Source organism: Paenibacillus sp. FSL R5-0908 (assembly GCF_038006245.1).
Taxonomy (GTDB): Bacteria; Bacillota; Bacilli; order Paenibacillales; family Paenibacillaceae; genus Paenibacillus_AQ; species Paenibacillus_AQ odorifer.
The window spans coordinates 2,752,221-2,772,438 of the sequence record NZ_JBBOUV010000001.1; the positions used below are offsets into that span (position 1 = coordinate 2,752,221).

Annotated in this window: 13 protein-coding genes; 10 read left to right on the forward strand and 3 right to left on the reverse strand. The window is 42.9% G+C overall.

Annotation, left to right across the window (positions count from 1 at the left end):
- Nucleotides 1-96: 96 nt before the first annotated feature.
- The 5 genes from sbnA to MKZ09_RS12000 all read left to right on the forward strand — a co-directional run bounded on the left by sbnA (nt 97) and on the right by MKZ09_RS12000 (nt 7,556).
- Nucleotides 97-2,304, forward strand: coding sequence for a 2,3-diaminopropionate biosynthesis protein SbnA (gene sbnA / locus MKZ09_RS11980; RefSeq protein ID WP_305953770.1), 2,208 nt, complete (start codon nt 97-99; stop codon nt 2,302-2,304).
- Nucleotides 2,305-2,328: 24 nt separating this feature from the next.
- Nucleotides 2,329-3,294: a 2,3-diaminopropionate biosynthesis protein SbnB gene (locus MKZ09_RS11985; RefSeq protein WP_076133504.1), complete on the forward strand. Its 966-nt coding sequence runs from the start codon at nt 2,329-2,331 to the stop codon at nt 3,292-3,294.
- Between the two features lie 202 nt (nt 3,295-3,496).
- The gene (locus MKZ09_RS11990; RefSeq protein WP_076204511.1) at nt 3,497-5,470 is read left to right on the forward strand and encodes a serine hydrolase domain-containing protein; all 1,974 of its coding nucleotides are present in this window, start codon (nt 3,497-3,499) and stop codon (nt 5,468-5,470) included.
- A 59-nt stretch (nt 5,471-5,529) separates the two neighbouring features.
- Nucleotides 5,530-6,207 (forward strand): response regulator transcription factor, encoded by a 678-nt coding sequence (locus MKZ09_RS11995; protein WP_076100805.1) that lies wholly within the window; start codon nt 5,530-5,532, stop codon nt 6,205-6,207.
- Nucleotides 6,204-7,556: a HAMP domain-containing sensor histidine kinase gene (locus MKZ09_RS12000; protein WP_076204508.1), complete on the forward strand. Its 1,353-nt coding sequence runs from the start codon at nt 6,204-6,206 to the stop codon at nt 7,554-7,556. The genes MKZ09_RS11995 and MKZ09_RS12000 overlap by 4 nt, the downstream gene beginning before the upstream one ends.
- 2 nt (nt 7,557-7,558) lie before the next feature.
- Here MKZ09_RS12000 and MKZ09_RS12005 read toward each other — a convergent pair whose 3' ends face one another.
- From MKZ09_RS12005 to MKZ09_RS12015, 3 genes are all read right to left on the reverse strand, one after another.
- Nucleotides 7,559-8,194: a TetR/AcrR family transcriptional regulator gene (locus MKZ09_RS12005; protein WP_076133501.1), complete on the reverse strand. Its 636-nt coding sequence runs from the start codon at nt 8,192-8,194 to the stop codon at nt 7,559-7,561.
- 46 nt (nt 8,195-8,240) lie between these two features.
- Nucleotides 8,241-9,431 (reverse strand): pectinacetylesterase family protein, encoded by a 1,191-nt coding sequence (locus tag MKZ09_RS12010; RefSeq protein ID WP_256715051.1) that lies wholly within the window; start codon nt 9,429-9,431, stop codon nt 8,241-8,243.
- 172 nt (nt 9,432-9,603) lie between these two features.
- Nucleotides 9,604-12,750: an alpha-mannosidase gene (locus tag MKZ09_RS12015; RefSeq protein ID WP_076204505.1), complete on the reverse strand. Its 3,147-nt coding sequence runs from the start codon at nt 12,748-12,750 to the stop codon at nt 9,604-9,606.
- A gap of 249 nt (nt 12,751-12,999) precedes the next feature.
- Here MKZ09_RS12015 and MKZ09_RS12020 point away from each other — a divergent pair, with 249 nt between their 5' ends.
- The 5 genes from MKZ09_RS12020 to MKZ09_RS12040 all read left to right on the forward strand — a co-directional run bounded on the left by MKZ09_RS12020 (nt 13,000) and on the right by MKZ09_RS12040 (nt 20,143).
- Nucleotides 13,000-14,838 carry a cache domain-containing sensor histidine kinase gene (locus MKZ09_RS12020; protein WP_179089553.1) on the forward strand — a complete coding sequence of 613 codons (1,839 nt, stop codon included), beginning with the start codon at nt 13,000-13,002 and terminating at the stop codon, nt 14,836-14,838.
- Complete coding sequence (locus MKZ09_RS12025) at nt 14,813-16,387, forward strand: response regulator transcription factor (protein ID WP_036689621.1); 1,575 nt, start codon at nt 14,813-14,815, stop codon at nt 16,385-16,387. The genes MKZ09_RS12020 and MKZ09_RS12025 overlap by 26 nt, the downstream gene beginning before the upstream one ends.
- Nucleotides 16,388-16,668: 281 nt before the next feature.
- A complete protein-coding gene (locus tag MKZ09_RS12030) occupies nt 16,669-17,598 on the forward strand; it encodes an ABC transporter permease (protein WP_076204502.1) in 930 nt (309 codons plus the stop codon).
- 18 nt (nt 17,599-17,616) lie between these two features.
- Entirely contained in the window at nt 17,617-18,540 is a 924-nt protein-coding gene (locus MKZ09_RS12035; RefSeq protein ID WP_036689623.1) for a carbohydrate ABC transporter permease, read from the forward strand.
- Nucleotides 18,541-18,625: 85 nt separating this feature from the next.
- A complete protein-coding gene (locus MKZ09_RS12040) occupies nt 18,626-20,143 on the forward strand; it encodes an ABC transporter substrate-binding protein (RefSeq protein ID WP_076133496.1) in 1,518 nt (505 codons plus the stop codon).
- Nucleotides 20,144-20,218 lie beyond the last annotated feature (75 nt).

Sequence of the window (20,218 nt, forward strand, 5' to 3'; positions counted from 1 at the left end):
CACAGAATAATCGAACACATGCAAAGAATTCTACATATGAATATTGGAGGCATTTATTAAACTTGGGCTGCAGCATGCGGTCAACGGGAGGCGGCTATGATGCTGCTCGGTAAATTGCAGAATAAGGTGCAAGAAGTAATGGACGAATACCCTTGGTACAAGGGGCTGGTCGATGGGGAGAAAACGAATTATAACTTGCAGAACTTACCTCTTATGTCTTCGAAAACACTTGAAACCTTCTATTATAACCAACCCATCGATCCTTCTTGGACTGTTTATAGGACGTCTGGTACAAGCTCAGGCCGTAGAAAAGCAATCCTCTACTCTGAGGAAGATGACAAATACTATGTGGATATAAAAACGAAGCTATTCGGCGAGCTTATTGCGGGAAGCGGATGTAAGAGAGCGTTGGCGGATATGGGCACTGGACATGCAGCAAATACTGCGCTGACCATTTTTGAAAGGTTAGGATTAGAAAAAAGTTCAATACCCTTTGAACTGCCAATCGAACAGCATATTGAACAGCTTAAAGCTTTTAAACCTGACTTGCTCTATACGATGCCGTCCATCCTTGACCATATCGTATATGCCGCCGGAAACCCGCGTGAATTCGGAATTCGCAAGATTATTTTGGTAGGGGAAATTGCTCCGCCTGAGTGGCAGCGGAATATGGCTGGCTTGTTCGGTATTGAGCCTAGAGACATCATCGATACTTACGGCTCCATTGAAATCGGTACGATCGCTTATTACTCCCATGATCATGGCAGGTACATTTTTGCCGACGGAATTTTCGCGGAAGGAATCGGGGTTCATGAGTTAGACGAAGAAGTAAGGCCGCTTCGGAACAATGAAAGTATTCTGGTGCTTACCTCAACTGTCCGCAGGATGCTGCCAGCTCTTCGTTTTGTTACTTATGACGTCGTAAGGGACTTTAGGCCTGTGATGATAGACGGCGTTGAACAACAAAGCTTTGAGTCCATTGTAAAAAGAGTGGGTCAGGAACTGAAGCACGGTGAGAAAATCAGCCTGTACGATATCGAGCAGGTCGTATACCGCCATATTGAAGATGCGATCATCCGGGTCAAGGTAAAAAACAATGCGCTCTCTATTTATATCAAGAGTAAATCTGTGAAGCCCTCTATTATTCCGGTAATCAAAGAGGAAATCAGGGAGTGTATTCCGGAAATCGGGATGATGATTCGCAACCATCTGCTTGATGATATTGAGATCATTATAGTAGCTAAAGGGGATTCGCTGGCCAGCGGGCAGGTCAAGAACAAGAAGTTATATTATCAGAAGGACAAAGCTAAGGTGGACATAAATATCCAAGGCGGTATCTTGTCGACTATCGGAAAAACACCATTAATCAAGCTGGATAATCTGTTCCAGAACAGTGAGTTCGAAGTCTACGCAAAAATGGAACTGCTAAATCCGGGAGGAAGTGCGAAAGACCGTCCAGCTCTGCGGATGATCCATGAGGCATGGAAGGAAGGGAAAATCGGGCCGGGAACTACTATTATTGAGTCGAGTTCGGGAAATATGGCGATTAGCTTGGCGATGATTTGCCAATATTTAGGGCTGCGATTTATTAGCGTGGTTGATCCAAGAACTACCACAACAAATCTGCAGATTCTGAAAGCATTAACTGCAAAAATTGACTTTGTTAGCGAACCCGATCCTGAGACCGGTGAATATCTGCCTGCTAGACTGAATCGAGTGCAGCGACTCTTGGAGGAAATACCGGGTAGCTACTGGCCGAATCAATATGCCAACGCAAATAACTATTTGTCCCACTACCATACGACCATGAAAGAAATCGTGACTGAGCTTGGCGAAGTGGATTATTTGTTTTGCAGCGTAAGTACATGCGGCACGATTCGAGGTCTCGCGGAATATGTAAGGGATCAGGGTCTGAAGACTAAGATTGTTGCCGTCGATGCGGAGGGAAGTAGTATTTTTGGTGGCAACAAAGAGAAACGGCGGTTCCCGGGACTGGGTGCTGGCATCGTACCCCCTTTCTGCAGAACGGATTTAATTGACCGTATCGTGCATGTCTCAGACTTGGATATCGTAAAAGGATGCCAAGCACTTGCCCAGAATGAATCGATTCTGGCCGGTGCATCCTCAGGGGCTAACCTTGCCGCTGTTAGGCTTATGGAGCAAGAATTGGCTCCAGGAGCTGTCTGTGCGGTAATTCTGCATGACAAAGGGGAGCGTTACCTCGATACAGTATACTCTGACCCATGGATTCAGAATGAATTTGGGCAGGAATTCTCGGCTGACGGCGGAGATGTCCTTGCTTAACGAACGGAAAAAGGAGGTTGTGGAATGCTGTATTTAAACGATCGGGACATCCGGGAGGTGGGGCTTGATTGGCCTTCTCTCGTGGAATCGATAGAAACTACGGTGCGCATACTTGATTCTGGAGATTACGCACAGCCCGTAAAACCTTATCTAAGGTATAAGAATCCTCAAAATCGTATTATTGCAATGCCCGCATACGTAGGGGGGAACGTGAATGCAGCAGGGATCAAATGGATTTCCAGCTTCCCGGATAATATCCAGGCTGGTCTTCCCCGAGCGCATAGCATCATTGTCTTGAATGATCCCATTACGGGCGAGCCTATATCCGTCCTAAGCTCTCCGCTCCCCAGCATCGTAAGGACAGCTTCCATCAGTGGACTGATGATTGGTCACTTTTTGCAGGCTCGTTCACTTGAACGGATTCATCTTGGCATTATCGGCTGGGGACCAATCGGGCAATATCATTTTCAAATGGTTATGGCATTGTACGGAGATCGAGTTGAACGTATCCGAATCTTTGATATAAGGGAAGTAGATTTGTCAGACATCTCATCTATATATAAGGATAGGATAGAAGTGGAGGAGACGTGGGCGGACGTTTATCGAAAGTCCAATATCTTTATCACCTGTACCGTATCCAATCATAGATATATCGATATGCTTCCGGCGGAAGGTAGTCTTCTACTGAATATTTCACTGCGTGATTATAAGCCTGAGGCATTAGCTTCGGTGAAGGCCATAATCGTCGACGACTGGGATGAGGTGTGCCGCGAGAATACTGACATACAGCAGCTTCATCTGAAACATGGGTTAACTCGTGCCGATACCCGAATGATTACCGATGTTGTCTCGCGCCATTGCCTGAATGAGCTCAGAGCAGATGAGCCGATTTTCTTTTGTCCGATGGGGATGGCGGTTTTTGATATCGCAACAGCGGTATACTTCGTGAAAAAGGCGAGAGAAAAAGGGATCGGGACTGAGCTCCAGTAAGGTGGTAGGCATACGTTCGCTATGGTATTTTTTATAGGTTTTTCTGATGTAACTAGACTGATGATCCGTCACTTTTAAGAGTGGATTGCTGTCTAGTTTTTTTATTGTCTTGTTAACGTTCCATTCATAATACTCTGATAATCTCTATAAGTGTTAGGCGGATGATCATCCACCCCAATAAATGATGACTCGGAGGATAATAATGTTAACACCTATGAAAAAAAGGCTGATCGCTGGTCTGACTCTATTGGCTATAATTAGTGTCGGCTTAGGCGCAAGCTTGGTATTTCCCGGGAAACAGGCCTCGGCTGAGACCAAAATGGGTCAAACCGCGCTGCCGGCAGCTCAAATTGAAGCATTTGCCAATCTTGATGATACCGCGGGACTGACTAGCTTCGTTGATGGAATTATGGAAAAAGATATGAACCGGCTGCAAATTCCGGGAGCGGTTATCTCCATTGTGAAAGACGGCAAAATTATTTTAGCCAAAGGTTATGGCAGTTCCAATCTGGAAGAAGCGGCACTGGTTGATCCGACAACCAGCATGTTTCGAATCGCTTCAACAACAAAGCTGTTCACCTGGACAGCGGTGATGCAACTGGTCGAACAAGGCAAGATAGATCTGGACACTGATATTAACACCTACCTGAAATCAGTGAAGATCCCTGCTACTTATCCTGAGCCGATCACGATGCGCCATTTGATGACACATACAGCGGGGTTTGAAGAGGGTGGAGTGGGTTATCAAATCACTACCGACCCTGCCAAATTGCCGGGATCAATCTCGGAAACACTTAATGAGCATATGCTGGCACGGGTAAGACCTCCCGGAGAGATGAGTTCTTATTCGAACTTCGGGGCTACACTCGCGGGTCTGATAGTGGAGGAAGTCAGCGGTGTTCCTTACAATGACTATATACAAAAGTATATTTTCGATCCGCTCGACATGAAATATTCGACTGTGGTAGAGCCTTTGCCTGAGTCATTCATACCCAATCAAGTTGTAGGGTACACGAGTGAGAACGGCAGTTTTATTCCTGGCACACCTACCTTCGAGGGCGGCTTTCGTCCTGCCGGCTCGGGTACAGTATCAGCAGTAGATATGGCGCACTTTATGATTGCCCATCTGCAGAACGGGAAATATGGTGACCAGCAGATTCTTAGAACCGAGACTGCAGAACTAATGCATTCAACGGCGTACCAATTTGATAAACGTCTGCCGGGAGTAGATCTGGGGTTCTCTGAGAAACGCATCAATGGTCTTAGACTAATCACTCATGGTGGTTCCGACCCCATGTTTAATACCGAGTTTTATCTTGTGCCTGCCAAGCAAATAGGTATCTTTGTTTCCTATAACGGCGGTCAGGGCGGTGATTCCGCGGCAGGCCTAGTCCATGCCTTTTGTGAGCGTTATTATCCCGATCCTGAAGCGAAGCAGCCTGAATTCTCCACTTCTGCGGAATCTGTTCAGAAATATGCGGGAACCTATCAATTCACACGCCGTAACCACAGTGATATTGATAAATTTTTCAATTTTTTTGCCCAACTAAATGTTAAGGTAGAGGAGAATAAGCTATCTTTGGGAAGTGGTAGTGAACAACAGCTGTACAGAGAAATCGGTCCGAATCTGTTCCAGCTCGAGGGAGGTACCGAACAAATAGGCTTCCGCACAGATGAGTCCGGTAAGGTTACACATATGCTCTTAGGTCTGGCACCGGAAATGCCGCTGGAGCGTACGCCACTCTTGAATCAGAATAAGTTTTGGCTTATCATACTTGGCGGCTCGGGGTTGATTTTCATCACTGCATTGCTTGGGCTAATCTTCTCCAGACGCAAGATCAAGGCGATGACGTCTCCGGAAAAGTGGGCCATCCGCTTATCTGCGGGAACTGCCGGGTGGGCGCTGCTATCTTTCGTCACGATATTTATGGTGGTTATGTCCATGGACACGATGCAGAAGTTCAGTGGTATCAGTCTTTCGCTTTCTCTCAGTTTAGTTATGCCAATCCTTTTGGTTGGTCTGACTTTAGCTTTGCTAATCTCGGCTATACTGGTTTGGAAGAATAAATACTGGACAGTTTTCAAGCGTGTGCATTATACACTAGTGGCACTTTCGGCTGTAGCAATAACTCTGTTTTTCTACTATTGGAACCTGTTGGGTTGGCAGTTCGGATAACTTCGTTTCTTGTCAAGAATTTATCATATATAATGTAAGCTTATGAGAGGAGGACAATCGTGGCTACTATACTTATTGCTGATGATGATGATAACATCCGAAAGCTAATGTCTTTGTTTTTGCGAAAAGAAGGTTTTGACCTCAAAGAAGCCAGGGATGGCACCAAAGCGCTGTCCATTATAGAGAACTCGCGAGTCGATCTCGTCATCCTAGATATTATGATGCCAGGATTGGATGGTTGGGATCTGTGCAGAGAAATCAGGCGCTCTGATGCCAACATTCCCCTCCTCATGGTGACGGCTAAAGGAGAATCTGCACATAAAGTGAAAGGTTTTCAACTCGGCACGGATGACTATCTGACCAAACCGTTTGATCCACTTGAACTGGTGATGCGAGTAAAGGCTTTGCTTAAACGCTCGCTGGTCGTTTCTTCCCAGTCTGTGCAGTTGGGCAATGTGGTGCTTAACCGCCGCACTTTCCAGGTTACGCGTGATGAAGAACCGGTAACGATTCCTTTGAAGGAATTTGAGCTACTGTTTCTGCTGGCTAGTCACCCTAGGCAAATCTTCACAAGAGAACAGTTGATTTCTCAAATCTGGGGATTGAACTATGAAGGAGACGGCCGGACTGTAGATGTGCATATAAGCCGGTTGAGGGAGAAATTCTGCGGTAACGACGAGCAATTTCAAATCGAAACGGCCCGCGGCCTAGGATACCGGCTGATCCCTGCGCTATGATCAAGACATTGTATGTACGCGTCGTTCTCACGTTTTTAGGCATCATTATCTTTAGTCTGATCTGTTCCTTTTTCATTGGTTTGTATGTCTTTCAGAAACAAATAAGTTACGAGGGACAGAATGAAATGATCACAGTGGGGAAGGAGATCATTCACCGTTATGATGACGCCAAGCCTGAGGATACAGGCGAGTTCTTGAATAGTATGGTTAAGGTATCTGCATACCCTATCCACCTGTATAATCATTCCGGGGAATATACCTTTTATGGGCTCAAGGATAGTCCGGCTGTCACTATCACTCCCGATGCTGTGAAACAAGTGCTGCAAGGAAAACTCTATCGTTCCTCCGCGAAAGATAAGGATACCTTTATCGGGATGCCCTTTCTGTTTAACGGGGAGTGGCAAGCAATGTTCTTGCAGTATTCTGCCGAGAACGAAAATATCGTCAATCGGATGCTGCTCTTTGTGCTTTTACTCGTGCTTTTACTGGGTAGTCTATGCATTCTTATTGCCGCCAGATATTTGGTGGAGCCGATCAAAGCTTTGACGAATGCGACAAGAAGGCTAGGCAAGGGTGATTTCGAGGTAGAGCTTAAAGTAAACCGAGTAGACGAAATAGGGGAACTGACACAAAGCTATGTGGAGATGGCCGGGGAGCTGAAGCAGCTGGAACAGATGAGGCAGGATTTCGTATCCAACGTTTCTCATGAAATTCAGACACCGCTTACGTCTATTTCCGGCTTTGCCAGGGCATTGCAGAACAATGATCTAATCGCGGAAGAGGAACGTTCTGAATATCTTGATATCATCATTGCAGAGAGTGAACGTCTGTCGAGGTTAAGTGATAATTTGCTGAAGCTCGCTTCCCTGGATTCTGAACATCATCCCTTTAACGCAGGTTCCTTTAATCTTGACGAGCAGATTAGAACCATCGTTGTGACCTGTGAGCCACAATGGTCAGCCAAAGGCCTCGTTATCGATCTTGAGCTGCCGGAAGCTGTCAAAATTAAGGGTGATGAAGACCAGCTGAAGCAAGTATGGATGAATTTGCTTAGCAACAGCATCAAGTTCACACCGGAAGGCGGGAACATCCGCATCAGTATAGATGACAGTGCAGCAGATGTATCGGTCACCATCAGTGATAACGGGATCGGGATTTCTCCGGAAGAGTTCAACGCCGTATTCCAAAGATTTTATAAAATAGACAAATCACGGAATGGAAACAATAATGGCAATGGCTTGGGACTTGCAATCGTTAAAAAAATTGTCTCCCTGCATCAGGGAAACATAGAAGTGGACGGTGCGGTTGGAGCGGGAACGACGATTATCGTCAGGTTGCCCCATAAGTGAAATTAAGGGTTTGTCTGATTCTTGGATTGCCGTACGCCAAACATAATGAAATCCTTGAATTGCCGGTCCATAACCCGATCTTCCTCCGTAACCACACCCCCCCGCTGGTGAGTAATAATGACGGCTTTTTGTAAATACATGAAATACAGGTGGGTGGACTTGTGCAGAATGTCCAGCCACTTATTTTTTTCCTCCGGAGCGACTGAAATTGTCTCAAGGAGAATTAACCGTGAATACCAGCCTTCCATAGCCTGCTTAAAGTCAGGAAGTTCTGCGGGATTTTTGGAAAGCGTGCTGTAGTAAACTCCAAAAATAGCATCATAGTAGATCAGGGCTTCCTGATGATCTCTTAACGCCAGATATTTATCGAGAATGTTCTCCAATGACTGTACAGGGTGTTCAAAATCAAAATCAAACAGCAGCTGTCCAAACATCCGCTCTAGATTAAGGGCATAAATTTGAGCGGCTAATTCTTCTTTGTCCTTATAATGATGATACAAAGTACGCCGGGAGATGCCGGCTTGTTCCGCAATCTGTGCCATATCCGTGCGCTCAATACCTTGGGCACAGAATAAGCTAAGCGCTGTATCCTTAATGATCTCCCTTGTCATTTGCATTTGCTTTTCCCGCAAATTCATTGATTTTCTCTCCTGTCTTGTTGCAACTCTTCCGCTGCTTCTAGCACTATTTCTGAGCTGGCTTCGAATTCATGAGGAATTTGCTGCCCACTGAATAGGGGTTCTGCCGGTTGATCGCATCACCTAACCAATTCAGAAGCTTCACACCATCCTGTTCAGCCTGAAAGAAGGTCTCTCTGGTGGCAAAAGTGTGCGGAGTTGTACCCGTCTTTGCGTTCAGTCCATAGTCGGTGAGATAGTAATAATAATTAGGTAAAGTGGCTGCCAAAGAAGAAACAGATTGCCGCATTTCCTGTGACCACTCATTAATGATGCTTTGATCTCTTGGCCCCTTGTAATCGTTGATGTTGTTCTGAAAGTGGATCAGAATCTCGTCAAATACCGAGTAGGATTGCAATATTATCGCATTCACAGGAAGTAGATGGCCGTTCGCTTTAAAAGCTGCCCCGATGATATCCGCTTCAGGGGCATATCCGAAGTTCTTCACGAAGTCTGCCTGCCATTCCTGCTTCACAACATTTGGCCACTTGTCTGATTTCAAGAAGGAACTGTCCGAATATTGGAAGATCTCGGAGTCCTTGTAGTGAGAGGCGATCTCGGGAGCCCAAAAAGCGGACCCAAAGCCACCAGCACTTTCGCCAGCAATCAGTAGTTTGCCGGGTTTATCCACGTTGGCATATATCCAATCGAGGCTGCTTCGCACATTATTGCTACCGTTATAACGCATAGTAAAGGGGCTGCCGTCATCTTTTTTATATTCAACCGTGCGGTTGCCGATATGGAAATCACCAGTTGAATAGGGAAGATAGACCACATTCCAGCCATGAAAAGGATTGGCAGGGTTATCCGTATCCATCATGCCTCTCAGCAATGTCAGCATATAGAAGGGGATGTTGGGGAAATAGTTGCCTGTATCTCCACCTTTAATAAAGTTCATAAGCTTGATGGGGTGTGCTGCACTTTGGGCATCCCAGCTGGCCCCGCCACCGGAAAAGAAGATGATCCAGTTATTATTTTCACCCTTTTTATTCCACAAAAAATACTCTGATCCATCACTTGATATGACATTTTCGTCTAGCGTGACTTTATTCCACTTGTAAGGCTTCACTTCCGCGATTACGGGGGTGGTAGTCGCCGGTCTTTTGATTACAAAAGCGCTGATTGCAAACATGGCAATCAAAACAAGGCTGAATAATCCAATACCTGTGAATATTGTGATTTTCCTCAGTTTTCTCATATCCATCTCTCCCTTACTCGGAGTATACGTCAAGATCACTCATTACACAAGGTGTATACTTAAAAGCATAAGAAACAATCGTGAGAAAATATATAAAGAGGTGTCCTCGCAGCCTTTGATCCATGGCTACAGAGACACCTCGATTTTTGTATGTTACTTTATTTTTTGTGTATTACTTTATTAATTTCTCTGCTTCGATTTCAAATGTTTTTAGTTCGTAAGGTTCAAGTATAAAAGTAATGACAGGTTCAGTGTGGACTTCCCCTTCAGGACGCTCCATTAGATTACACTCTTGCCACGAAATAATATTCAAGTCGCTAGTCATATCAATTTGCTGGCGGCTTCCGGAATAGTCGTGCACACGTACGATTAATTTTTGACCATCCTCAGACTTCTTAATCGCAGAAACCATAACCGTTTGAGTAGAAAGGCGAATAAGCGACTTGGTTGCTACTTCTGCTTGACCCATGGTGCTCCGTAGAGGGTTGTTGACGGACCAAGCTTGACGGACGGTGTCACCCTGTAGCCAATCCCCAGTATGAGGCAGGATAGAGTAGGTGAAAGTATGTTCGCCTTGATCCGCTTCAGGGTCAGGGTGCGTTGCCGATTTGATTAATGATAGACGCATCACATTATCCTTGATGTCATAACCGTATTTGCAATCGTTCAGCAAGCTAACGCCATAACCACGATCTGATAAATCCGCCCACTGATGCCCCACAGTCTCGAATCTAGCGTAATCCCAGCTAGTGTTCCAATGTGTTGGACGCGTAACATTACCGAACTGGATATCATAAGTGGCTTCGGTAGCTCGTATCGCAACAGGGAAAGCTACTTTCATTAGCTGTTGTCGCTCATGCCAGTCTACCTTCGTCACGAAATCGATACGACGATGGTGTGCATGTAAGATCATTTGCTGCTTAATCGTGGAATCCATATAACTCCATGTGAATTGTACAACACATCGCAGTGAACCCTTTTCTATGACTTCAATACTACGGCAGTCGATTACTTCGCGCATTTTTTGTTGATAGTAGATGTCAATGTCCCACGCTTCATGGGCCAGAGGTTTATCTTCAAACACTTGGAACACGTTACCGTGACTTCCGTTTGCTAATACTTGTCTTTGTTCATTTATATCATAGATAGATACTAATTGACCTTGTTTGTTCCATTCAATTTCGAAGTGAGGCGTTGAAATTCCTGATTCATTTAGCTTGAATGGAGCGCTTAGAGACTCAGAATTCACATCTTCTACGAAAGAAATGGTGGTGTATCCGAGAGAAGGAATGTTAGATACTTCAACGATCCAGCGGTCACCTTCACGTTGAGCTTGTAGTTGTTTACCTTCTGAACTTATCCAATGTCCTGTTTCCATCCCGGCTTCAATAGTAATTTCTACGAGTTCTGTCAGCTCCCAAGCAGCATTGTTCCAGATCGTGTATTTACCGGCTTCATTTCCGCTCATAAGTGCCTTACTGGATTGCTCCCAGACAGACTGACCTATTGCTTCTGCTTGTGCATATTCAATCGTACTGTCTTCATACACTTCACGAATCGAAGAGCCCGGAATAATATCATGGAATTGGTTGCGCAAAATAATTCTCCAGCCCTCGTCTAAATCGGTCTGACGATAGTTCGACCAGTCACCTGTCATCACACTTTGCAGTGTATTTAGCCATTCCGCCTCACGGTATAGCAGTTCAAGCTTACGGTTCATCCGCTTATTGTAGGCTTGGCTTGTGTAGGTGCCGCGGTGATATTCTAAGTAAAGCTCGCCATCCCATACATGGACATAACGATCTGTATTTGCAACAGTTTCTTGCAGGGTACGGAAGTAGTCTCCCGCTGTTCCTGTTTCAATCTTCGGCAGACCCGGAAGATCGTTTAGCCGACGGCGCATCTCTAGCATTTCACGGTTCACACCCCCGCCACCATCGCCATATCCGTAAGAAAGTAACAGATTGCGATTCACTTCTTTATCCCGGTAAGTATCCCAAATTCCTTTTACAGTCTTAGGAATAATCCGGCCATTATAAGTGTAGAACCAAGAATCTTCTTCCGACCAAGGCTCAGGCGTTGTAATAAAATGTGTTAACACCTCAGTGCCATCAATCCCACGCCATTGAAAGGTATCATGTGGCATCCGGTTATATTGATTCCAGCTAATTTTTGTGGTCATGAAGGTATTAATTCCTGATTTTTTTAGAATTTGTGGCAAGGACCAGCTGTAGCCAAATACGTCCGGCAGCCATAAATAGTCACATTCAACCCCAAATTCATTACGTAAGAAGCGAGTTCCATAGAGTAGTTGACGGACTAGAGACTCCCCTGAGGTCAAGTTGCAATCTGCCTCAAGCCACATGCCACCGCCAGCTTCCCAGCGTCCTTCAGCTACACGTTCCCGAATATTTTCATAGATTTCTGGATAGTCATTTTTGATATATTCATAGAGTTGCGGCTGAGTCTGTAAAAAGGTATAGTCCGGGAACATTTCCATCAGACGTAGTACGGTTGAGAAGGAACGCGCACATTTCTCACGGGTGTGTTTCAATTGCCACAACCAAGCCACATCAATATGGGTATGGCCAATACAGGTAACGGTGACTGGTGAGGACTTCTCCATTTTATTAATTTCATCACGCAAATAATTGCGGGCTTCCCCGATCGAAGCGTAGAAGTTGTCTGAACCTGGGCGAGACCAGTCGATCAGAAGAAAGGAGCGGTCCACTGTACTCATAAGTTGTGTGTATTCTGGAGTTTTGGCATCGAGTACGTTCAGCGTCTCAACTACAGCAAGCGCGGTAAAATAGAAATCATCCGTTGGTTCATCCAGCCAACAAATTTCAGCCATGCGAATGCCATGTGTCTGATCCTTTTTAGGGCCGCCACCTTCGAGTCCCGACCATAACCGGAAGGTCAGTGGAAGCTGAGTGCCTACCGTTTCATTTGGCAAGAACACTTCGGTATGATTGGAATCTACACCTTGATAGGGTTTGCCGTTGAAAAAGAATAAGGATTCAAATCCGGAGTTATTTCCAGCACCCGTCTCGCCAAAATCAAATCGACCCAGTACTCTACGGCCTGCCCAAGTAGCGGGTACGTCTATATTTGTCGTTAGCCATAAATACAAATCGCGGCCTTTCCAGGTATCGCCAACTCGTAGCTTAGACCATTCTCCATCCACGGGTGGTTCGGCTGCAATTTCACCTTGTTCGTCAATCATTGAGTTGAAAAAAGGAATGTGTATACGATCCCGGTAACGATATTCGGAAATTTCGTTTAGTTGGGAGTTGAGTTTGCGTTTGGTTAGAAACATGAGTAATAGCCCCTCCAATATGTTGATGGGGGACGAGGAAATTAAGATCTATTTGGGTTATTATAGGTTTGTTTGGGGGGTAGAAATCAACTATAGTCGATTTTGTGTGAGTTGTAAACTCTCGGTGGAGAGAAAAGTTGGAGCGCTAGAATTTATAAATAAAAAATGCATGCGCTTCCATTGCAGAAAAAGAAGTGTGATGTTAAGCTTCTAATCCTAAAGGTGATATTTAGAAAGAAGGTGGCTTTGTTGAATGTAAAGAAATTTTATCAAAACCATTTGCAGAAAAAACTGTTCAATAAAATTTTAGCTATATACTCTTCGATCATTATAATTACGTTAATTGCCTCATCCATTACCGTATATAAATACTATGAACAGACGATCACTCGCCAACATGTAGATGCCAATCGGGAGGTGCTGGATTATGTAAGTTTGTATATGAATCAGCAGTACGAAAGCATCCAAGTAGCCATCCAGCAAATTTATAGCGATGCCTCTGTCAGTGAGGATTTGTCCTACTTTTTGCAACATGATTATGAGGATTATCTTAAATACCGTTTAGATCAATATGCAGACATAGGGAGCTCCGTTCCTCATACGTTCGATACTTATTTCAAAACCTATTTGAATCAGAAAAACGGGATTTATGACGTTATTTTATACAGTACAGAGAAAGAATTTTATTATTTATATAAAAATAATACCCGGCAATTCTACTTGAGCGACATGGACGGTTCTAAGCAAAAATTATCCTTGCCGAAGAATGGCTGGGTCTCGCATGAAACCAAATTAGTGCTTAAGGAAATAAGAGAAGACAATAACAATTTATATACAATGACTAGGGAAATTAAAGATCCGATTACACTGAAAACGATCGGTATGCTCATAGTAGATTTTGACGCAGAACTTATTTCAAAATGGCTTGGCACAAAAGTTGCAGAAAATAATGGTCAATTGTTGGTCTTAACCCCAAGCGGTGACGTTATATATGATTCATTGGGAAGATATATGGGACAGCGATATCCACATATCGATGCGCTTCATGCCGATGGCTGGACAACACTGGATGGGATCTCCAAGGTTAACTTAAATACAACGAATAGCTCAGGTCTTATTATGGCAGGGATCATTCAGAAGTCACAGGTCAACAACGAAATGAAAACGGTTCGAACTTGGATTATCGGGATTACCACAGCGCTTATTATTACTGCAATGTCTTTTACATACGGTATTATTTTACGTTTTTCTAAAAAAGTGAAGATCATTATCAAATCTATGAAGCGCTTACAGGAAGGCGATTTAAGCACACGTATTCACCTAAATCGAGAAGATGAATTGCAGCTAATTGCCAACAACTTTAACTATATGTGTGAAAGATTAGAACTCTATATTAATAAAGTGTACATTTCGGAGCTTACGCAGAAAAATGCAGAGCTAGTAGCACTTCAATCGCAGATTAATCCACATTTTTTATATAACACACTAGAGGCGATTAGGATGCGGGCAATTACGCAAGGAGCGAAGGATGTAGGTCAGATGATTTACATTTTATCGACATTATTTCGAACGATGATTAAGAAAAGCATGGTCGTTACAATATCTGATGAGATTGAATACTGTAATTTGTATCTGGAGCTATTTCAGATTAGACATAAAGATAGGCTCCAAATCATATCACAAATAAGTCCAGTTGCCATGAATTGTTCTATCGTTAAATTGCTCATTCAACCGGTCATTGAAAATTATATTGTTCACGGATTTAGACCTGACCGTTTTGGCAATCTCATCCGTATTGAAGTTACTGAATCTGGCGGGGAAATTCAAATTGCTATAAGTGATAACGGAAATGGAATTACTCCCAGCAAGCTAACAGAGCTACAGCAAATGCTTCAAGTCAGTATGAGAATGGATGAACCTCCTTCTTCGGTAGGCCTATGTAATGTGAATGAACGAATTAAACTTTATTACGGGACTGAATATGGATTGACGATCGCCAGTGAAGTAAATAAAGGAACAATAGTCATCATGAATATACCAGTCGTAAGGGAGAGTACTAATAATGCACAATATACTTATCGTGGATGATGAACCTCTTATTCTTGAAGGATTACGTTCAGTGATTGAATGGGAGAAATATGGATTGAGAATCGCGGGACAAGCGACTAATGGGGAAGAAGCTTTAGAATTTCTGCGCAATCATAACGAAGGGATCGACATATTAATTACTGACATTACGATGCCCAAACTTACGGGACTTGAACTGATTCAACAAATAAAGGTTTTTGATTCAAAAATGAGATTTATTATCTTGAGTGGCTATGAGCAATTTGAGTATTTAAAAGCTGGAATGAGTCTAGGCATTGAAAATTATATTCTCAAACCCATTAATATAAATGAGTTGGAATCAACCATTGAACAAATTGTTGAAGTGCTGAATCAAGAGGATGTTGAACAATTTCATGCTAAAGAGGATTGGCAAGTTCTGCGCAACAATATTCTAAACCGCTGGGTAACTGGCAATATAGGCCGGCAAGAGCTACAGCACCGTTCAAAAGTCTTAAATATCTCATTGGATTGTTCATTTTTTACGGTGGCTGCGATTCGGCTTATCACTGAACAGGATGACGATGAGGGCCAAGATAAACTCCATAGGAATCAGCTTATGGATGAATGTTATCGTATCGCTGTGAAGTCATTAGAGCAACTTGGAACCGTTATTGTATTTAAAGATATGGAAGGTGATCTTGTTCTTATTATTGCTGAGCGGGCTGAAGCTGAGAACAAAGAAGAGCTTTATTGTGTACTGGAGCAAGTACAATATGAGATTATGCATGAGTTGGAGAAGTCTGTCTGGATAACGATAGGGAGTAAGGAGCATGCTTTTCAGGAAGTCCCCAAAAGTTATAAAAAGGCGAAGAGTTTATATGTTGATCATCTTATGCTACCGGGTTACCCGATTATAGATGTGGAACAACTATCAAAGATGGTTCTGCACGAGGAGAAGCTCGAAATTGATTATGAGGAATTCACCAAATTATTATTATCTGGGGACCGGGAGGCTACGAACCAGTTTATCGCAGAAACGTTCGAAAAGCTGTTTGGCTGTGGCATGATTACCCGCATTGATAATTACAACGTAGCGATTGAGTTAATGTTGATTGCTAAGAAAATGGAGAAAAACTCTAATTTTAGTGCCGTGTTTAATCCATTGCTGCGCATACATACTATTGAGCAATTGGTGCACCATGTGCAGGAAAGTGTGAAAGAAACGCTGGACCAATTATCATTAGTAAATGATGAGCTCAGTCCAAATATGAGATATATGGTTGATCAAGTAAGCAAACACTATAGAGAAGAGCTATCCCTGAAAACGCTCAGTCAGCGTATGGAAATGCATCCCAATTATTTGGGGCAGCTATTTCAGAAGGAAATGGGCCGTAGTTTCTCTGATTATGTTAATCAATTTCGAATTGAAAAGGCAAGACAATTGCTGCTTCAAACTACGTTACTAACCAACGAAATTGCAGCTGAAGTAGGATATCCGGATCCAGCATATTTCTATCGCCAGTTCAAAAAATCAGTAGGTGTATCGCCAACAGAGCTTCGGAATATGTACAAAAAAGCAAAATCCTAAAATAAAGGAAATGTTCCTGGGTATCGCGTTCAAGTACGGGTTTCATGGACGTTGATAACGAGAATGTTTCCTTTTTTTTTGCTCAAATTTAAGAGGAAATAGACTTTTTAAATGTCCTTTCTGCTGTGGATCTTTAATTTTTACATCTGATTCTGGAGTTTTTCAACTTTATGAAACCGCTTTTATAGCGCAGAATTAAGGGTAGTTAAAGGGGCGAGGGAAAAAGATCTAAGGGATATATAGGGGTTGTTTGGGGATAGAGAGAAGGGGGATGTGGAATAATGCCTGCATTTTTCAAAAGTTTAATTAAGGATAAAGTACTCTGGTTTATGGTATTACCAGGGACATTATGGTTCCTGATCTTTTGCTACTTACCGATGTTTGGAACGGTAATCGCATTCAAGGATTTCAAGATTCATCGGGATGGATTCTTTGCAAGCGTTTTAAATAGTAAGTGGGTTGGCCTTGAAAATTTCAACTTTTTGTTCTCGACGGAGGACGCCTATATCATTACAAGAAATACGATTCTTTATAACTTGGCGTTGATCTCTCTCGGTTTAGTTCTTGCGGTGGGCATTGCGATCACCTTGAATGAACTTGTGAACAAACGGATGGCTAAAGTTTATCAAACGGCGATGTTTATGCCTTACTTCCTTTCTTGGGTCATTATTAGTTTCTTTACCTTCAGCTTTCTGAGTGTAGATAAAGGAATATTGAATCAAGTAGTTGTTTACTTCGGCGGCGATCCTATTTCCTGGTATGGGGATACTCGCTTTTGGCCATATATCCTAATTTTCATGGGGATTTGGAAATCAATTGGTTATTCAAGTGTTGTTTACTTAGCGGCTATAGCGGGTATCGACAAGTCCTACTATGAAGCGGCTATGATTGATGGGGCCAGCAAATGGCAGCAGATTAAGTTTATTACACTTCCTTTGCTTAAACCTTTAATGGTAACGCTAACGATTTTAGCGATTGGTGGTATTTTTAGATCAGACTTCGGTTTATTCTATCAAATCCCTCGGGATTCAGGTGTTCTATACTCCGTAACGAATGTTATCGATACTTATATTTATCGAAGCATGAGTACGACAGGTAATCTAGGAATGAGTACAGCGGCGGGTCTATATCAATCGGTTGTTGGATTTATCATGGTGCTTGTAACGAATTCTATTGTGAAAAAGATCAGCAAAGAGAATGCGATATTCTAGAAAGGAGTTAGTGACGTTATGGCAGTATTCAAACGTAAACCAAAAGAAATCGACAACAACGCCATTACTCCTTTATGGAATGTGGTACTCAATATTATAATTGGCATCTTCGCTTTTACTTGTGTGTTTCCGTTCTTGTTTGTGATAGCGATTTCTTTTACAGATGAAAAAGTACTTGCTTTAAATGGATTTAGCTTGTTACCCGAAAAATATAGTTTAGCAGCTTATCAGTTTGTTTTTAACACAGGTGATCAACTACTTCGTTCCTTTGGAGTTACTTTGATGGTTACTGTACTAGGTACACTCATTAGTTTATTTCTAATAACAACTTATGCGTATGTACTCTCTCGAAGATCATTTCGCTATCGTAATTATTTCAGCTTCTTCGCCTTCTTTACGATGTTATTCTCAGGCGGAATGGTTCCTAACTATATCGTGGCTACGCAGTTTTTACATCTGTACAACACGATATGGGCTTTGATATTGCCAATCGCGATGAATGCATTCTTTATTCTAGTAATGCGGACCTTCTTCCAGACTAGTGTACCTGATGCACTCGTTGAGGCTGCCAAAATTGATGGGTCTGGTGAGTTTCGGACCTTCCTGCAAATTGTACTTCCCATCTCTTTACCGGGGATTGCAACGATTGGATTGTTCTGTACGCTGGGCTATTGGAATGATTGGTTTAATGCCCTGTTGTATATAGATGATGCGAGTCTTGTACCACTCCAAGCGATGCTGATGCGGATTCAGAATAATATGGAGTTTGTCATTCAGAACAGTATGCAGATGGGATCAAGCTTTGAGATTGCTGCTACCTTGCCAACAGAAACCGTTCGTATGGCGATGGTTGTACTGGCGACCTTGCCTATAGCACTAGCGTACCCGTTCTTCCAAAAGTATTTTGTACAAGGTTTAACCGTGGGCTCTTTAAAGGAGTAACACTACTAAGATGTATTTATTCGAATCGCTAGGACAGGAATCGATATAAATAAAGCGTTCATTAATCTAAAGGGGGAAAATAGAAATGAAAATGAAAAAAGGCTTAACACTCGCTCTTGCAGGGACAATGCTTTTTTCTGGCCTTCTAGCTGGATGTGGTTCGAATAATAATACAAATGCTGCTAAAGAAACAAACAATTCAGCGGCAGCAGGGGATTCAGCAGGGAACACATCAGAATTAAAGCCATATGAGTTGAAGATGTATTTAATTGGTGGACCTCAAAAGGATTTGGATCTTGTCTTAAAAGAAGTTAATAAATATACCCAAGAAAAAATTAATGCGACGTTGAACATTACGATGTTCGATTGGGGCGATTACGATAAGAAGATGCAAGTCATCACCGCTTCTGGTGAGCCTTATGATATTGCCTTTACCTCTTCTTGGACAAATGACTTCCGCCGTAACGCTGCTAATGGTACGTTCTTGGGTCTGAATGATCTGCTGGATAAGTATGGTAAGGAAACGAAAGAAGTTTTGGACCCTCGTTTCTTAGAAGGAACTAAGATTAAAGGTGAGATCTATGGTGTTCCTGTAAATAAGGAGCTTGGACAGCAATGGGTATGGCGCTTCAATAAGAAATATGTTGATAAATACAACATGGACATTTCCAATATCCGTACATTGGATGATCTAGAGCCACTGCTTAAAACGATTAAAGAGAACGAGCCGGCTGATATTACACCGCTAGCTGTTCCTAAAGGCTTTAAACCATTTATGCCATTTGACTATGTACTAGGTGATGAGCTACCTATCGGGGTCTATATGGATTCCACAGATGGCAAGGTTGTTAATATTCTGGAGACACCTGAACTTGCAACATCGTTAGATACGATGCGTAGACTTTACACAGCAGGTTACTTACGCCCAGACGTTGCGACACTTGAAGGAATTGATAACATTAAGACCGGTAAATGGTTCGCCGATCGCGAAATTACACAACCTTATGCAGAAAAAGGTTGGTCTCGTTCAGCAGGTTATGAAATTGTAACTTCGCCTATGCATGAGCCTTATGTATATACACAGTCCGCCGCAGGTTCGATGCACGCGATTTCCGTAACCTCAGGTGATCCTGAACGCGCGATGATGTTCTTGAATCTTTTGAATACAGATAAGTACTTACGCAATTTGCTCAACTATGGTATTGAAGGCACTCATTATAAGAAAATCTCCGACAATGTCATTGAAGATCTGCCAGCTATGCAAGATAGCTATGCAATGCCAGGCTTCACGCTTGGGAATATGTTATTGACTTATCTGCATGCTGATGACCCTGCTGATAAATGGGATGCTTTCAAGAAGTTTAATGATTCTTCAAAAGAAGCCCCTACCTTCGGGTTTGCATTTGATCCTACACCTGTGAAAACAGAAGTAGCGGCCATCAACAACGTAACTAAAGAATTTATGCCAGCGCTGTACACAGGTTCTGTTGATCCTAAAACATATCTGCCAAAAGCAGCGAAGAAATTTAAAGAAGCTGGATTGGATAAAGTCATTGCAGAAGTTCAAAAGCAACTTGATGAGTGGAACCAGACAAAGAAATAAGCTAATGAACGTAACACGCCTAAGATTAATCACTAAAGGTAACACAAATAGGATTAGTGGAGACGGGCAGCTATG

Bases quoted from the DNA above. Each gene is read 5' to 3' on its own strand.
- MKZ09_RS11985 (WP_076133504.1), top strand. From the start codon at position 2,329: ATGCTGTATTTAAACGATCGGGACATCCGGGAGGTGGGGCTTGATTGG.
- MKZ09_RS12030 (WP_076204502.1), top strand. From the start codon at position 16,669: ATGCCTGCATTTTTCAAAAGTTTAATTAAGGATAAAGTACTCTGGTTT.
- MKZ09_RS11990 (WP_076204511.1), top strand. From the start codon at position 3,497: ATGTTAACACCTATGAAAAAAAGGCTGATCGCTGGTCTGACTCTATTG.
- MKZ09_RS12040 (WP_076133496.1), top strand. From the start codon at position 18,626: ATGAAAATGAAAAAAGGCTTAACACTCGCTCTTGCAGGGACAATGCTT.
- MKZ09_RS12000 (WP_076204508.1), top strand. From the start codon at position 6,204: ATGATCAAGACATTGTATGTACGCGTCGTTCTCACGTTTTTAGGCATC.
- MKZ09_RS12010 (WP_256715051.1), bottom strand. From the start codon at position 9,431: ATGAGAAAACTGAGGAAAATCACAATATTCACAGGTATTGGATTATTC.
- MKZ09_RS12015 (WP_076204505.1), bottom strand. From the start codon at position 12,750: ATGTTTCTAACCAAACGCAAACTCAACTCCCAACTAAACGAAATTTCC.
- MKZ09_RS12005 (WP_076133501.1), bottom strand. From the start codon at position 8,194: ATGAATTTGCGGGAAAAGCAAATGCAAATGACAAGGGAGATCATTAAG.
- MKZ09_RS12025 (WP_036689621.1), top strand. From the start codon at position 14,813: ATGCACAATATACTTATCGTGGATGATGAACCTCTTATTCTTGAAGGA.
- MKZ09_RS12035 (WP_036689623.1), top strand. From the start codon at position 17,617: ATGGCAGTATTCAAACGTAAACCAAAAGAAATCGACAACAACGCCATT.
- sbnA (WP_305953770.1), top strand. From the start codon at position 97: ATGATGCTGCTCGGTAAATTGCAGAATAAGGTGCAAGAAGTAATGGAC.